Origin of the sequence: Microcoleus vaginatus PCC 9802, assembly GCA_022701275.1 — a bacterium.
In the GTDB taxonomy this organism is placed as follows: Bacteria; Cyanobacteriota; Cyanobacteriia; order Cyanobacteriales; family Microcoleaceae; genus Microcoleus; species Microcoleus vaginatus_A.
In genome coordinates, this window is the sequence record CP031740.1 from 1,637,085 (window position 1) to 1,653,812 (window position 16,728).

The window sequence follows — 16,728 nt, forward strand, 5'->3', positions numbered from 1 at the left end:
ACCTCTACTTGGCGGATATTTTATGAATGTAACAAAACTGCTCCTACAGCAGGCGGCGCTTAATGTGCTTGTTGCTTTAACAATGGTTCAACCTGGATTGGCAGCGATGCTCGCTGATTCATCATCGGGGGAACCGAATTTGCTGCCACAGGTACTCGCATACGAGCCGCCCGCGCGCGGAGCTCCGGGCGATCGCAAAGACGCAGGCAGCCGCGATCCTCACAACTTTTTAGCTTTGATTCCCGCTACAAATATAGGGTTGACAGCGATCGCACATCCGACTTTTTGGCTATACTTGCCGGCTTCATTGCCCGATAACATTCCCTTTGAGTTTGTGCTGCGCGACGAACAGCAAGAAGTAGTTTTCCGAACAGTTTTTGAGCTAGAAAAAGCAGCGGGAATTGCGAGTTTTTCCTTGCCGCCCAATTCACCTCCTCTGGAAATTGGCAAGAAGTATCAGTGGTGCTTTTTCTGCGGGAATATCTCCCGCCAGGGGTGGGTTGAGCGGGTGGCAATGAAACCAGAAATTTTGGTTCAGCTAGAAACAGCAGCGCTGAGGCAGCGCGTTTTGCTGTTTGCTAAACACGGTTTGTGGTACGAAACTCTCACAGAATTAGTTGCACTGCGCGGCAAACTGTTGAGCCAATTACACGCAGCTACTTTAGAGGAGAGGCTGCTAATTTATGCTGAAAATGATTTGCGGTATGAAGCGCTAGCAGAGCTATCTGGATTTGAGAAAATATCTTCTCTGGCGACTTTGGATGCTGACTGGGAGGCTTTATGGGAGCATCCGTTTGTGCGCTTGCACGGGATAGTTTCACCACCGTAACACGCAAGATGCCTGTTCCACAAAGAGTAAGTTTTTTTGTGGCCCTTTTCTTAGCCCGCCCATCAGGAACAGGCAAGATGCCTGTTCCACAAAAATGAAGTCAACTAAGCCATGAAACACTCGATATTAAGCGTCTATACCACTTTCAATACAGCGCCGATCGCCCATTGGTCATTTGATGAAGCAGGCAACTTGACGAGCGATCGCCCGGATCTCCCTCCGGCACGCCTAATTGACAGTGTTTCCTGTGCTGTTGAGCCACTCCAAAACGGGCCGCAGCAAAGCCTCTTGCTGACTGGAGGTTGCGTTACTTTCCCAGTTAGTCCTTTACTGGATATAGGCAAAGAAGACTTTTCTATTTGTGCGTGGATTCGCACGGAAGATTACGGAATTGTCAAGATTATCGATAAGCGAATTGAAAATTCTGGCCCTATGCTGGGCTGGTCTTTCTTTATTTATCAAAGCAAAATTAACCTGCAAATAGCGGATGAAAAAGGTTGGCTAAACTGTGGTTTAAACCATATAGAAAAAATTCTTCCTTTCCCAGTTGTCAGCGACAATCAATGGCATCACGTTGCGGTTGCTGTCGATCGCGATCGAGTGGATGGAGGGCGCTGGTATGTCGATGGCAAGGAAGTAGGTTTGCGGTTCAACCCAACACACACACAGGCGTCTCTCAGCAATAGTGTTCCCCTGACTATTGGCAGACGCTCGGACGATTTGGGGGGCATTTTTCTGGGCAATATTGGGGATATTCGGCTCTACAAACAGGCGCTGTCGGCAGCAGATGTGCTGTTGATTTACCGAGCGATTCAGTCTCCTGTTAGTAATAAAATTGTTGTTCCAGATAAAATGAGGAAAATACCAGCAAGACGGCCCCGCGAGAAAGATTCCTTCCGGGCAGTGCTATATAGTTCCCTGGAAAGATACTCGCAGGCGATCGAATACTATAAGCAGTCGCTAAATATTCATAGAGACACCGGCAACTGCTACGGAGAAGCGAAATCTCTGAACTATCTAGGCAATTTTTACACGTTGCGGGGGGACTACTCGCAAGCAATTGACTATCACCAGCAATCGCTAAATATGCAGCGAGACACTGGCAACCGCAGCGCGGAAGCTGTTTCCCTAAACGCTTTGGGCAATATTTACGATGCCCTGGGGGAATACTTGCAAGCAATTGAGTGCCACCAGCAATGCCTAAATATTCAGCGGGAAACCGGCAACCCTCACGGAGAAGCTACTTCCTGGCACAATTTGGGGAGTGCATATCATGCCATCGGGGAATACCAGCAGGCGAGCGATTGCCAGCAGCAGTCCCTAGATATGGCGCGAAAACTCAATTCTTGGAATAGAGAAGCGAACTCGTTGAACGTTTTGGGCAATACATACGTTTCCCTGGGGCAATATCAACGGGCGATCGAATACTCTCAAGAGTCCCTGACTCTTGCACAGAAAGTCAACAACCGTTATGGGGAAGCGAATTCCTTGGTGACTCTGGGCAATGCTTACAGTAATTTGGGGAATTACTTGCGGGCGATCGAATTCTACAAACAGTCCTTAGATATTCAGCAGGAAATCGGCGATCGCTCTGGGCAAGTTACTTCCTGGCGAAATCTGGGCAATGCTTACCGCTGTTTGGGGCAATGCCAGCGGGCAATCGAATACACCCAGCAGAGTTTAACGATCGCGCGATCGATCGGCGAAATGGCGTCTGAAGGGGCAACTCTCAACAATTTAGGACTGGCTTTCTTTGACTTTGGCAAGTTTACAGAAGCTGAAACAGTCCTCCGCAATGCGATTCAAATTTGGGAATCGCTTCGAGGAAGATTGGGCAAAAACGATAACTTTAAAGTATCTATTTTTGAAACCCAAGCAGCAACTTACCGCCACCTGGAAAAAGCCCTGCTCGCCCAGTCAAAAACAGAACAGGCGCTGGAAATTTCCGAGCGGGGGCGGGCGCGGGCTTTTGTGGAGTTACTGACTGCTCGGTTATCTGCTAATTCAGATGCGATACCCGATATTAAGCCGCCTAACATTGAACAAATTAAACAAATTGCTAAAGCACAAAAGGCAACTTTTGTCGAATATTCGATTTCTTTTTTAGAAGAACTTTTTATTTGGGTAATTAAGCCGACGGGCGAAATTGCATTTCGCCAAGTTGACCTCAACTATCAACATACTCCGCTCAAAGACTTGGTTTCCGACTCTCGCGAGGCGATCGGCATCAGGAATCGCGACTTCAATCCAACCCTAAAAATTGACCCAGGCGATTTAGTTAAACTCCACGACGATGCCCCTAATTGGGAACCTTGGCAAGTCATATCTGTTGATGAAACTCACAGAATTCTCTCGCTCTGGCAATCTTCTTTTCCCGAAGGATTGACTATTCCCCGACCTGCAATTGATGTAACAGCAAAAGTGCAATCGAGTCGCACCAATCACCCGCGCTTGCAAAAACTCCATCAACTGTTAATCGAACCGATTGCTGATTTGTTGCCGACAGATCCACAAGCCAGGATTATCTTTATTCCTCAAGGCGAACTATTTTTCGTTCCCTTTCCTGCCCTGCAAGATGCTGCGGGTAAATTCTTAATTGAAAAACATACTATTCTGACTGCTCCTTCGATTCAAATTCTGGAATTAACCAGCCAAAAACGACAAGAGATTTCTGATGGGGCTGGGGACATTCTAGTAGTAGGAAATCCGACTATGCCCGAAGTTGCTCTAGTACCGGGAAAACCCCCGCAGCAGTTATCTGCTTTGCCGCATTCAGAAACCGAAGCTAACGCGATCGCCCAATTATTCCAAACTCAAGCCCTGACTGGCAAATCCGCTACCAAAGCTGCTGTACTTCAGCGGTTGCCAAACGCCCGCATCGTCCATTTTGCCACCCACGGATTGCTCGATAACATTCGCGGGCTAGGCAGCGCGATCGCCTTTGCACCCGATCGCACCGATAGCGGTTTGCTGACTGCGGAGGAAATTTTGAACCTGCACCTCAACGCGGATTTGGTAGTTTTGAGCGCGTGCAATACCGGCATGGGGCGGATTACCGGCGACGGCGTTATCGGTTTGTCCCGCGCTTTAATTTCGGCTGGTACGCCCAGTGTCATTGTGTCTTTGTGGGCGGTGCCGGATGCTCCTACAGCCGATTTGATGGTGAAATTTTATCAAAATCTCGATCGAACGGGCAACAAAGCTCAAGCCCTGCGAAACGCCATGCTGGAGACAATGCAGCAGCATCCAAATCCCAGAGATTGGGCGGCTTTCACGCTCATCGGCGAAACATGATTGGTTAAATTTTGTAAACAATTGCCAAAACTGCGAAAAAATTAGTCTTTTAGCTGAAAGCTCCACAGAAACTCGATCGTGCCAGGAGCGATAAGTCATGTGTCGATTTAATTTCTTCAAAAAAGTCACGCTTGCGATTGAAATCCGGGCAACCACGGGGGGATTGCCCCTACTGCACAAACTTTAGTCCACTCCTAGCGGACTAAACAATAAAGACTGTTTTCATACACTTTCTCGCTTTCCTAACTTTGCACCCTTAATATCGTTTCCGGTTGCATTGGAATAATAAAATCGAGTCAAAAGTTAACAGTCAACCATTCAGTTTTTCGACCCGCCCGTCAACAGTCAACAGTCAACAGTCAACAATCATTCCGGTGCAACCGGAATTGATATAACAATAAAGTCAAAAATTATGACAATATCTGCCGATCGAAAAGCCAAAATTCTGGTTGTAGATGACGACGACTCTATCCGCACTCTCATCTACCGCTTTCTAAATCAAACATATCAAGTACAATTTGCCGCAGACGGCCAAACTGCTCTCGAAATTTTTGAAGATTTTAACCCAGTCCTTGTCATTTTGGATTGGAATTTGCCCGATACTACTGGCTATAAACTTTGCCAAGAAATGCAGAAGCGCACTAATGTTTTAGTCGCGATTCTCAGCAGCCGCACCGCCCAAGAAGATCGAATTAAAATCATGAAAGCAGGTGCCGATGATTTTATGTGCAAACCCTTCTGTCTTGAAGAATTGGCAGTTAGAGTAGAAGTCTTGTTGAGGCGGGCGAGATCCGTCACTCCGCCCAACCTTGTATTCGGTCAATTAGCGATCGATTTACTGAGTAGGGAGGTGAGATTGAAGGAGCAAATTCTAACGCTGACAGCCTTAGAATTTGAAATATTGTGTTTTTTGGCAACTCATTCGGGTAAAGCTTGCAGCCGCCAACAGCTAATCGAAAAAGTTTGGGGGTGGAAATCCAATTATGGAGCAGAAGAGCGAGTGGTGGACGTGCATATCGGCCAAATTCGCAGGAAAATGGCTAAAGTTGATGCCGCTGTTCCGAATTTTATTCAAACTGTTCGGGGATACGGTTACACTTTCGCTCCGATCGCTCGCAGGGACAGGGTAGTTGGTAATTGAACAATCATCATAATTACGACTGGTTCCTAGATAGAGCGCGCGGACCAGTTAATTCGCTATTGTCCCACGCCCTACTCCTCTTTTTAAAGGGAGTAGGGGTTGAGTAGGGGGCAAGCTAAGGGGGCATCTACGGGGAAATAAAACACGCCCTATAGGAGATCGAGGGGCTAATCAAAAGACAGCATACCTACTCGATTTTCTAAAGTTTGAACCATTAACAAGAGAGTCAAAAATTATGACGATATCTACCGAGCAAAATTCCAAAATTCTGGTTGTAGAGAATGACGCCCCCGTCCGTAATTTCATCGACGGCTATCTGAATCAGACATATCAAGTACAATCTGCTGCAGACGGAAAAACAGCTTTAGAAATCTTTGAGGAATTTAACCCAGTCCTCGTAATCTTGGATGGCAATTTGCCCGATAAGATCGGCGTTAAACTTTGCGAAGAAATGCAGAAACGGAAGAATGTTTTTTTACTCGTGATTTTCAGCAGCGTTACAGGCGAAGAAGCTCGAATTAAAATCATCAAAGCAGGTGTTGATGATTTTATCGGCAAACCGTTCAGTTTTGAGGACTTGGCAGTTAGAATAGAAATCTTGTTGAGGGAGATGAAAACCGTCACTCCGCGCAATCTTGTCTTCGGTGAACTAGGGATCGATTTAATGAGTAGGGAGGTGAGATTGAAAGAGACAACTTTAGCTCTGACGGCCTTAGAATTTCAACTCTTGTATTTTTTGGCAACTTATCCAGGTAAAGCCTGGAGCCGCCAACAGCTAATCGAAAAAGTTTGGGGATGGAAATGCAATGACGCACGAGACGAGCAAGTGGTGGACGTGTATATCCGTCTGATTCGCAGGAAACTGGCTAAAGTCGATTCGGCTGTTCCGAATTTTATTCAAACTACTCACGGATACGGTTACACTTTCGCTCCGATCGATCGCAATAACAAGGTAGTTTCTAATTGAATAGCCTGGGGAGGGTGAAGCATTTGGGCATAAAATCAAAGGTGGGAAACATGAATTGTCGCCCAAATGCTCCACCTCTACATCTCTCGAATGGCTTGAGATTATTGCTTGGCGATGTCATCTAACGATTGCCAATTGATATTGTCATTTCGGCCGAAAAGTAAAAACGATCGCAATTACACCCGCTGCTACCATTGCCAAAGCTGAGGGTACCAAAGGCACCCACCAGCCCCCGATTAGCAAAAACCAGCAAACCCCGCACAAAATCCCCGCAGATCCGATCGCCCCCGACACCACGTGCAGCCTGCGTCGGCTGACAATCGCGATCGCGCTACCAACTGCTGCCCAACCCACAATCCACAGCATTTGGGCCCATTCAGGAGCAATTTGCAGCAGCGGGCGCCGATCCAAAACAGCGCTGATAATTTGACTCGACATTTGCGCTTGAATTAACACCCCCGGCATTTTCTGGGAAGGTGATTCTCCCGCACTGTAGGGCGTCAAAAAATAATCTGGATTGGAAATCGGCGCCGTCACGCCAATAAATATAATTCGGTCTTTTATCAAATTGGGATTGACTTTTTCTTCTAACAGTTCCGCCAGCATGACTCGGCGAACAAAATTTTTGGGTTGTCGGTAATTGAGCATCATTTGAAAACCGCGCTCGTCCAAGTTGTGATAAGCGCCTGTACTGCCGTGAATCGGTGCAAAAACTGCATTGCCCAGCCTTATCTTATCTCTGGGAAGAGATTCCGCTTTGATGCCTTTTGCTGCTAGGTAATGGAGGGCAGCCCTCGCGCTCAAAGAGTGCTCTGTAGTACAAGGATCGCTGCTGTGCGGCTGCATAAACAGCAAGTGGCGGCGGAGAATGCCGTCGGGATCTGCCACCACATCGCTGAACCCGAGGCGCTCTTTTGGCAGTGCGGGCGGCGGTTTGATGCCGCATTTGTTGGGTTTGCCGGTTTCTTTGACGCTGCACAAACCAATTAAATTTCGATCGCCCTGAAAGCGAGCGGCTAATGCTGCATAACCGGGTTGTAAAGGGCGATCGCGGAAGATATCCAGGGCGATCGTTTGCGCCCCATACTGTGCCAATTTTCCCACTGCTTTTGCGATCGTCGCATCCGGCAGCGGAAAGCCGTATTTGTTGATATCCCTTTCCGTCGCCTCCACCACCAGCAAACGCGAGTCTGAGCTTTCAGCAGGACGCAGCCGCATCAGTTGGTCAAAAGCTTGCAATTCCCATATCTGGAGCAAGCCCAGCGATCTCGCTCCCATGACAGAAACAGCAGCAGTTGCGATCGCCAACAGCCCGACCTGAAAGCGGCGCAGCCGAGATAAAGATGGCGGATTGCTGACAGTTTCCGGCTCGGCTTTGTGCAGCAACTCTTGCCAAGTTGGCGGCTTGGATGCCGGATTTTGACAAATAATCGGCAGCCAATCCGCACCGGGAATTTCTGACCCTAATTCTGCCAATCTTTGCCTCGCGAGGCGCACTGCCACATACAAAGGTTCCCCGCTGCAAAAAGCTTGGAGAAAATATTTTAAAAAATCTTGGGCAGCTCGATCGGACACGGGTTCCCGCATTACGATAGTTTGCGGGAGGCCCAAATCTTCAAGCTGTCGTCCTATTCCCAATCCATCGCAGGAATTCAAAATGGCCAACTGCAAGCCGCTGCTAACCGCTAGCTTGAAACCGTGTTTCAGTTCTTCTACTGTTAAACTCTCGGTTTGATTGATATAAAATTTACCCGAGCGGCCGTCGCTGCGGGTGGAACTGTGTCCGGCAAAAAATAAGATATCCCAGCTTTTTTCCCAAAGCTGATCGCCGATTTGGCAGCGGCTTGGTTCTACTAAAAAAGTAACTTCTGCTGAGGGCAATCCTGCAAGTATAATTCGATCTTGCTCAATATCAATTTTTTGACTGTTTCCCAAAATTGCTAAAATTTTTACGCAGCCTTTAGCGGGATTTCTGTTGGCGATAGCCGGTTTTTTATAAGTTGCGGGGCTCAAAGCAATTTCGGCTTTCGGGTAGCGCTCAAAAATATCCCAACAGTACCAAGGCAGCCGCCGCAAATCGATGTCGTCAGTTTTGATTAAAAATCGAATGGTGTCCGACGGCATTAATTGTTCGAGCAATGTTTCTTTGAGTTTGCGAAACGGTTCGGAGTTGAGCCAGCTATTGATTTGCTGGCTTAACTGTTCCCGCAACAAGCGGCATTTGGACAACTGTTCCGCACGAGAGTCCTTAATGCTAATTTCGATCGGCTTAATGCGGAAATCTCCCAAACTGCGGTAGGTTGACTGCCAGCGATCGTAGTGTTCCGCTATTTCGGGTTTCGGAGGCAGGAAGGCTTGGATTTCCACTGCGGGCCACTCTCCTTCCGCGCCGATTTCCAGAGAAACTCGCACCCCTTTTATCAAGTTATCATCTAGCTTCAAAACAACTAATTTCGGCATGGCTAACAACTGATAAGCCGAGGCGCATCTAAATTTTACAGTCACGGCGCGATGAAATTCTTGTGGGCTGGGCATCCTGCCCGCCCGAAAGTTCAATTTCCATGCTGAACAACTTATGGCAAGCGAGCCGCTTTAGGCGGCAAAATTCTCTGCAATACAGAGTTCTTTCAGTTTTACCACAACGCTGAAACATTCTCCGCGATCGGCGGCAAATTCTAGAGTCATGTAGCCGTTACCGCTGCCGGCGCAAGCTTCCATGACAGTTTTTCCCTCGCCGTCGATGACTTTCAGAGTCAGATTGAGCGGCAAGCTGTCTGCCCCGCCGGCGGGATGCACCTGTACTTTAATATTAGTTTCAGTATCGGTTTTTGGTTCGATCGCCACTAGCAAAGCTACCGATCGGGCTGGTTCTCTTACACCCCTCCATAAATTAGGTTTTTCTTGAAAACCATCGATGGTTGCGGATGCTTTTTCCGCGATATCTGCTGTCAGATTGATTATCTTGCCCCGCACGACTGCGCTGCTGTAACGAAAAGCTAAATGAGGTTCTTGTGGCACTAAAATATCTTCTACAGACTGCCAGCCAGCCTCAAAAATATTGTGCAACCACTGGCGCAGTTTTACAGTTTTTTGGCGGTGCTCCAGACAATCTAAATGTTGGAGAAGTTTGTCAAAACTTTGCAATTTATCAATAGCTAAATCGCCAGCGCTTGCAGTTTTCATAAATCCCAGCAAAGTAGCTTCTTGTCGCTTTATATCGATCTCAACTGCTACTAAACCAATGCGATCGTCCGGTATTTCCAACGGAATGTAACAAAACTTGCCAGACTTCAGAGGTCGGCATTCCAAATGGCCTAGTTGAGTTAATTTCAAGTCTGCTGCATCGGTGTACAGGCGCATGGCCGCGTTCCAACTGTCGCTGGCATTCAAGTCTGTGGGAATGTCCATCATTTCCATGTAATCTTTCACTGCACATACAGCTAAAGTGTTGAAATAAACTTGCTCTTTTTTTTCCGGGGATGTCACTCCGTCAAGATTTGAAAACTTCTGTGCCAGCCGCATCGCTGCTGCTGTAATGGGTAGGGGAATAGATTTTTCTCTGATATTTTCGATGCTGTTATTCATCACGGTTTTCCTTTTTGACAGATGTTTTTGAGGACAGGAGTTGTCCTGCCTTTATTCCAGATATCCTTGATTTTTGGCAAAATTTCGCAAGCGGGGCAGACATTCTCTTTTATAAAAATTGGGGGCGGTTGACGGCGGCAAGTTAAATTCAAGAGCAATGTTTTTCCAGGGAGTCTCCGGGGGAAGACGCCTCAGAATTAAGGTTTGGCAAGTGACATCGGGGCGTTCTTTGATGTGAACGCTTCTCAATTCCCCCTCCGGATCTGCCCGCACCCATTTTTTTGTCTCTTCTAGGATGGCTAGCGGACTGTCAGAATAAGTCGGCGGGTTTTCGATATTATTGATCAGGTTAATTTCTGCTGAGTCTTCTGAAATCAACGGTAAATCACGTCTAACTTTTTCCTGCGTTCGTTCGAGAGTAAAGTCTTTCAGTCGCATCTTGAGATATTTGTCCAACCAAGTAATGACGCTGCCCAGATTGCGATCGTAAGGTTTGTTTGCGGTGTTCGCTTCGCAAACATTGCGACAAAAATACACCCAAGTTTGCTGTAAAGCATCGTTGTAATGAGGCGTGTCTTCTTGCCAAAGTTTGCCGGATTTTACAATCAGCCTCACTATCTCGCTGAGTTTTTCTCGCCGCATCAAGCTTTTGGGCGGATGCGAACAGGCTTCAGCAACTAGATGTTGCAGTTGTTGGTTTAAATTGTTTTCCTTATCGTTGGTGTCGGGCATCGGCGAGGGCCTCCTTAAGAGTCTCTGGATGAATGCTGGACACGGCATTTGCTGGTTTAAATTCCAAGATAGAATCCCTAATTTGATTAGTCCTAGACGCATTTCAAGGTAATTGTCTCCTTGGCAAGTGAAACGAAGAATCTCAAACCCTTGTAACACCGCCCTTGAATGCGTAAGTCCTGTTGATGTTTGGCAACCGAACAGGTGCTCTGTGCCAATTAGTTATCAGCATCGTGCGAGAAAATTTCGCGCAAATTAGGCAAAAATTTTAAAAATATTTAGTTGACAAATGGCAGCAAATGGGGTATTAAATCGATTTTAGATTGAAGCCATGGATGCGTTTTCTGCCTCCTCTGCGGTTTAAATAATTCAGATCTGAGCGGAAACGATATCACCAATCGCCCGAATCTCCCCCAACATCCGCTCGCTGTGCGTATTTTCCTGTATTCCCAATGGCCTACTTGCTTATTTGCCGAGAACTCATATACTTTGTCAAGTTAAGAAAATATTTTTTTGATTCATCCAGGAGCGAGAAAAAAAAATGTACATAGTACAAATTGCCTCGGAGTGCGCCCCCGTCATCAAAGCAGGAGGTTTGGGCGACGTAGTTTACGGCTTGAGTCGGGAGTTAGAGAATTCCGGCCACTGCGTCGAGGTTATTCTACCCAAGTACGACTGCATGAGGTACGACCACATTTGGGGACTTCACGAGGCCTACCGGGATTTGGCTGTGCCCTGGTACGGCGGCGAAATCCTCTGTGATGTCTTGTGCGGCTGGGTGCACGGGCAGTTGTGTTTTTTCATCGAACCTCGCTCTCAAGATAACTTTTTTAATCGGGGCTGTTATTACGGGTGCAATGACGACAATATGCGGTTTGCATTTTTCAGCAAAGCCGCTTTGGAATTTTTGCTCAGAAGCAACAAGCGTCCCCGATGTGATTCACTGTCATGATTGGCAAACTGGTTTGGTTCCAGTCATGCTGTTTGAAATTTACAAATACAATTGGATGGAAAATCAGCGAGTCTGCTATACCATTCACAATTTCAAACATCAAGGCATGGGAGGTGGCGATATTTTGCAAGCCACGGGTTTGAATCGAGATGATTATTATTTTGAGTACGATCGCCTCCGAGATAACTTTAACCCTTTTGCTATCAACTTTATGAAAGGCGGCATTGTTTACTCGAACTTTGTCACCACGGTTTCGCCACACCACGCCTGGGAAGCTCATATGGGCGAGTTCGGCTACGGTTTGGGCCACACTTTGCATTTATATCAAGAGAAGTTTCGCGGCGTGCTCAACGGCATTGATTATGATGTGTGGAACCCCGAGAGCGATCGCTACATTCCACAGCACTACACTAAGGAGGATTTGGCAGGAAAAGCCAAAACTAAAAAAGCTTTGCGCGATCGGCTGTTACTGCGCGATACTGACAAGCCTATTATTACCTTTATCGGTCGTTTGGACGACCAAAAAGGCGTTCATCTCGTCCACCATGCAATTTATTACTCTCTGAGTAAGGGAGCACAATTCGTGCTTTTGGGTTCCGCGACGGAAGCGGGAATTAACGCGCATTTCCAGCATGAAAGACAGTTTTTAAATGATAATCCAGACTGCCATTTAGAGCTAGGTTTTAATGAGGAACTGTCGCACTTAATTTACGCCGGTGGGGATATGATTGTGGTTCCCAGTAATTACGAACCCTGCGGGCTGACTCAGATGATCGGGTTGAGGTACGGTACTGTTCCTGTGGTGCGGGGAGTGGGCGGTTTGGTGAATACTGTGTTCGATCGAGATTACGACACCCGCCACCTCCCGGAAGAACGCAACGGTTACGTGTTTTACCAAACAGACTACTCGGCTTTAGAGTCGGCGCTCGATCGGGCGATCGGATTGTGGTATGACTATCATGATGAATTTGAAAAACTCATGATTCAAGGCATGAATTGTGACAATTCGTGGAAATATCCAGCTAAAGACTATGTGGAAATTTACGACCTAATTCGACACAAATAATCCGTAGGATGCCAGTGTGCACCTTATTAACTCTAGGGTTCGCACTGCTAGCCCGCTTCTTGGTGGCTGTTGAGCCTGGTCGCGAAGTCTGACAGTTGATACATGGCGGTGACGCGAATCGCTTGGGAGATGGCTCTTGCTTTGTTTTTGGGAGCGCGAGGTTGTTTAAGGAATCTTTTTAAATTTACCCTGTGGGCCAAATCTAATAAAACCTCTGGAAGTTGTGGTCGCTCGCAATTAGTAAAAGCACTGTCTGCCCTTTGATGGCAGACAGTCAGAAACATATGGGGGATAGGGCTTGGGAGTTTTTGGAGATGTCTATTGCCAACAAAGGTTGTGATACCTATTCACCAAAAATCTTTGTCATAAATACAGTCCAGGACGCATCCAGACCTTCATAAGCAAATTTTTGGGCGTTGCATAATAGCGACATGATTTTGATTTTTTTTGTGGATGGGCCCATAAGCCCGAAGGCGTGTATTTTCACAGCAGGCGGGACACCCTACAATAATCATCCTCAAATTGAGCAACGCCAAGTTTTTTACCTAATCTGCGGGCTCCAATAAAGTCTTTTTGTAAAAAAAATTGCCGGTTGAGCGAAGTCGAGACCGGATTTCTGACCACGGGTGCGTCACCCCTAAAATAGTTACGCTCTCGATCATCAAATAAGAATTACTTGCATTAATATAGTAAAGCAATGACTATAGATGGCTGTAGATACACCATCGTGTCAATTACCAGATGAAAAAATCTATTATTATAGAACAATGAGCATTTCTCGGCGTATTTTTCTTGCCAGCGGTACAGCAATGGCTGTCGTCGCAGTGGGGGAACTCAGCAAAAAAGCCCCAGTCCTAGCCCAAACGGGCACCGTCAACCTTTATTCAGCACGTCACTACGACACTGATAATCAGTTGTACCAAAGCTTCACGAAAAAAACTGGCATCAAGGTTAACCTCGTTGAAGCGGAGGCTGACCAACTAATTGAACGGATCAAAAATGAAGGTGCAAATAGCCCCGCTGATGTTTACCTCACCGTTGATGGTGGGCGTTTGTGGCGGGCGAAACAAGCAGGTATCCTACAACCTGTGTCTTCACAAGTGCTGACATCGGCAATTCCAGCAAGTTTGCGAGATCCTCAAGGTTTCTGGTTTGGTCTATCGCGTCGGGCACGGGTGATTGTTTATAACAAAAGCAAGGTGAACCCTGCCCAGTTGTCAACCTATGAGGCGCTGACAGAACCTCGGTGGAAAGGCAAAGTTTTAGTGCGATCGTCCACTAATATCTATAATCAGTCTCTGGTTGGAGCTATGTTAGCGGTTCATGGAGAGCAAAAAACAGAAGCTTGGGCGCGAGGATTGGTGGCTAATTTTGCGCGTCCTCCAGAGGGGAATGATACAGCGCAAATCAAGGCGGTTGCTGATGGGGTAGGCGATATTGCCATTGTTAATACCTATTATGTAGCTCGCTTAATGAAATCGAAAGATCCAGCAGAACAGGCGGTGGCGGCGAAAGTAGGTGTATTTTTCCCCAACCAGCGCGATCGCGGTACCCACGTCAATATTAGTGGTGCCGGTGTAGTCAAAACCTCCCGTAACAAAGCAGCGGCGATCAAATTCTTGGAACACCTAGCCACTAAGGAATCTCAACAAATTTTTGCTAGGAGTAATTACGAATATCCTGTGATGTCAGGTGTGGCGATCGATCCTGCAGTTGCCAGTTTTGGTACATTCAAATCTGACCCTCTTAACCCTGATGTGTTTGGGAAAAATAACGCCGAAGCTTTAAAGATTTCCGATCGCGCCGGATGGAAATAGAAGCTTTTTGAACAAGAAGCTACTCTTTGTGATTCGGCGGTTGAAACCGCCGAATCCAACCAACTTTAATTTTTAATTGTACCATCCGGCATTATTGCCCCTTTCAGGTTTGCCCCTTTCAGGTTTGCCCCTGTCAAATCAGCACTATTTAAGTCAGTTTCACTTAAATCGGCGTTACTAAGATTGGCATTATTCAGTTTTGCGCCTCGCAAAAAAGCCCCCTTGAGATTTGCATTACTCAAATCAGCATTTGTGAGATCGGCCCCAAATAAACCTGCTTTTTCCAGAGAAGCAGCTTTTAAATTTGCACCTTTGAGATTGACGCTATCGAGTAAGGCTTCATTAAGTTTGACCTTTTCTAGCACAGCACCTTCCAACTTAGCACCATTGAGATTAGCGCTTGTTAAATCAAGGTTGCTTAACTTAGCGGCACTCAGATCGCATGCTGGACATTGCTTAGTTTTTTGTAATGTTTCGAGGGGACTGGCCTCCTGTTTTTGGCATCCAAACGTGACAAAAATAGTAAGTAGTAAGAAAGAGATTGTCCCAGTCGTGCGGGTAAACATTGCTAATTTTTTATTAATCATCTTGATTTGTAAAGGGATAATTTTAACCTTTAACTGTTAACCGTTAACTCTGTTGAAGACTTGCGCGATCGCGCAATTTTCCAACTTAATAAAATTACCGGTAACATTCCCACTAAAACAATTGCCAATGCTGGGCCAGAAGCTTCAGCCAATCGTTCATCTGAGGCAAGTTGATAAGTTCGCACCGCCAAAGTATCAAAGTTAAAAGGTCTAATAATTATAGTAGCCGGTAACTCTTTCATCACATCAACGAATACTAACATCATGGCAGTTAGTAAACCTCCGGTCATCATTGGTGTATGAACTGTAACCAAAGTTTGCATCGGACTATAACCCAAACTTCTCGCCGCATCATCTAAATTAGGCTTGATTTTGCTCAAACTTGACTCCACCGCATTTAAAGAAACAGCTAGGAAGCGAACTATATAGGCAAATACCAAAGCTGCGATCGTACCGCTTAACAACAAACCTGTTGAAATCCCCAAGTTTTCACGCATCCAACTATCCAATAGATTGTCAAATTTTCCAATGGGAACCATAATCCCCACTGCTATCACAGAACCAGGTACAGCATAGCCCATTGCCGCAACTCTCGTTCCTAACTGCACTCCTACATTAGGATATAACCGTAAACCATAAGCCATAATCAAGGCAATAATTACCGCTAAAATGGCTGTCAGGGTGGCCAAAATTAAACTATGACGGGCAAAGATCCAAAAGCGTTCATCTAAGGTTACTTGCCAATTCGCTAATGTCAATTTGAATAAAAGACCTGCTGGCAATAAAAAACCCAAAAATAGCGGAATCAAACAAGCCATTACCGCTAAAATTTCCCGGATTCCTTTAAGTTGATAAGTTTGCAGTTGGCGATAGCGACTGCTAGCTTGATAATATTTAGTCCGACTGCGCGACCAGCGTTCTACTAAAATTAAACCTAAAACAAATAATAATAGCAGGGCAGCTAATTGATTTGCTGCAATTCGTTCTCCCATGCCAAACCAAGTCCGATAAATACCTGTGGTAAAAGTATCAACTCCAAAATACTGAACAGTGCCATAATCGTTGAGAGTTTCCATCAAAGCCAGTGCTAAACCTGCAACAATTGCGGGTCTTGCCATTGGTAAGGCAACTGTAATAAAACTCTGCCAAGGACTACAGCCAAGTATTCTACTAGCTTCTAGGGTACAAGTGGATTGCTCCAAAAATGCAACTCTTGTTAATAGGTAGACGTAGGGATATAAAACTAAGATTAGCATTAATATTGCTCCAGGGAGCGATCGCACGTTAGGAAACCAATAGTCTCCATAACTCCAGCCAAAAATATAACGCAAAGCAGTTTGAACTGGGCCGGAAAATTCTAAAAAGTCTGTATAAGTATAAGCTAGCACATAAGCTGGGGCAGCTAAGGGTAACAGTAATGCCCATTCAAATACGCGACTGGCCCGAAAGCGACACATTGTTACTAGCCACGCACATCCTACGCCAATCACGACAACACCACAGCCGACACCGATCGTTAACAATAAAGAGTTGACGATATAACGGGTTAAAACTGTATCGGTTAAATGTTGCCATGTATCTTTAGCTTCAAAAAAGATACTGGATAAGACACTGAGAACTGGTATGGCGATCGGCAATGCTAAAGCGATAACAGCAAGTGTCCAGCCACTAGCCGATAGACCGCGTAAGGTCGAGAGCCATTGGATTGTCCTGATTCCTGTTTGCTGTAGTGATTGTTTGGAATTTTTCATCGCTAGT

At 46.2% G+C, this 16,728-nt stretch carries 11 protein-coding genes and 1 pseudogene; 6 read left to right on the forward strand and 6 right to left on the reverse strand.

The features are described from left to right. The first annotated feature begins 22 nt into the window (after positions 1 to 22). The 4 genes from D0A34_06850 (at position 23) to D0A34_06865 (ending at position 6,231) form a co-directional block, all read left to right on the forward strand. Positions 23 to 829, forward strand: coding sequence for a DUF928 domain-containing protein (locus D0A34_06850; GenBank protein UNU18629.1), 807 nt, complete (start codon positions 23 to 25; stop codon positions 827 to 829). Positions 830 to 940: 111 nt separating this feature from the next. Further along, entirely contained in the window at positions 941 to 4,123 is a 3,183-nt protein-coding gene (locus D0A34_06855) for a CHAT domain-containing protein (protein UNU18630.1), read from the forward strand. A 412-nt stretch (positions 4,124 to 4,535) separates the two neighbouring features. Continuing rightward, positions 4,536 to 5,264 carry a DNA-binding response regulator gene (locus D0A34_06860; protein ID UNU18631.1) on the forward strand — a complete coding sequence of 243 codons (729 nt, stop codon included), beginning with the start codon at positions 4,536 to 4,538 and terminating at the stop codon, positions 5,262 to 5,264. A gap of 235 nt (positions 5,265 to 5,499) precedes the next feature. Beyond that, on the forward strand, positions 5,500 to 6,231 hold the full coding sequence (locus tag D0A34_06865) for a DNA-binding response regulator (GenBank protein ID UNU18632.1): 732 nt from the start codon (positions 5,500 to 5,502) through the stop codon (positions 6,229 to 6,231). 144 nt (positions 6,232 to 6,375) lie between these two features. Here the strand turns inward: D0A34_06865 and D0A34_06870 are convergent, their stop codons facing one another. From D0A34_06870 to D0A34_06880, 3 genes are read right to left on the reverse strand one after another with little or no spacing between them, the layout of a single operon-like run. Further along, on the reverse strand, positions 6,376 to 8,766 hold the full coding sequence (locus D0A34_06870; GenBank protein UNU18633.1) for a CHASE2 domain-containing protein: 2,391 nt from the start codon (positions 8,764 to 8,766) through the stop codon (positions 6,376 to 6,378). A 57-nt stretch (positions 8,767 to 8,823) separates the two neighbouring features. Further along, the gene (locus D0A34_06875) at positions 8,824 to 9,816 is read right to left on the reverse strand and encodes a DUF1822 family protein (protein UNU18634.1); all 993 of its coding nucleotides are present in this window, start codon (positions 9,814 to 9,816) and stop codon (positions 8,824 to 8,826) included. A 51-nt stretch (positions 9,817 to 9,867) separates the two neighbouring features. Continuing rightward, the gene (locus D0A34_06880; GenBank protein UNU18635.1) at positions 9,868 to 10,548 is read right to left on the reverse strand and encodes a sigma-70 family RNA polymerase sigma factor; all 681 of its coding nucleotides are present in this window, start codon (positions 10,546 to 10,548) and stop codon (positions 9,868 to 9,870) included. Between the two features lie 541 nt (positions 10,549 to 11,089). On the opposite strand from D0A34_06880, the pseudogene glgA reads away from it, so the two are divergent. Next, a pseudogene (glgA, locus tag D0A34_06885) lies at positions 11,090 to 12,566 on the forward strand (glycogen synthase GlgA). 47 nt (positions 12,567 to 12,613) lie between these two features. Here glgA and D0A34_06890 read toward each other — a convergent pair. Beyond that, entirely contained in the window at positions 12,614 to 12,850 is a 237-nt protein-coding gene (locus tag D0A34_06890; protein ID UNU18636.1) for a hypothetical protein, read from the reverse strand. A 423-nt stretch (positions 12,851 to 13,273) separates the two neighbouring features. On the opposite strand from D0A34_06890, the gene D0A34_06895 reads away from it, so the two are divergent. Beyond that, complete coding sequence (locus D0A34_06895) at positions 13,274 to 14,383, forward strand: iron ABC transporter substrate-binding protein (GenBank protein UNU18637.1); 1,110 nt, start codon at positions 13,274 to 13,276, stop codon at positions 14,381 to 14,383. A gap of 65 nt (positions 14,384 to 14,448) precedes the next feature. On the opposite strand, the gene D0A34_06900 is transcribed toward D0A34_06895, so the two are convergent. Next, a complete protein-coding gene (locus D0A34_06900) occupies positions 14,449 to 14,970 on the reverse strand; it encodes a pentapeptide repeat-containing protein (protein UNU18638.1) in 522 nt (173 codons plus the stop codon). A 29-nt stretch (positions 14,971 to 14,999) separates the two neighbouring features. Then, positions 15,000 to 16,721: an iron ABC transporter permease gene (locus D0A34_06905; protein UNU18639.1), complete on the reverse strand. Its 1,722-nt coding sequence runs from the start codon at positions 16,719 to 16,721 to the stop codon at positions 15,000 to 15,002. Positions 16,722 to 16,728 lie beyond the last annotated feature (7 nt).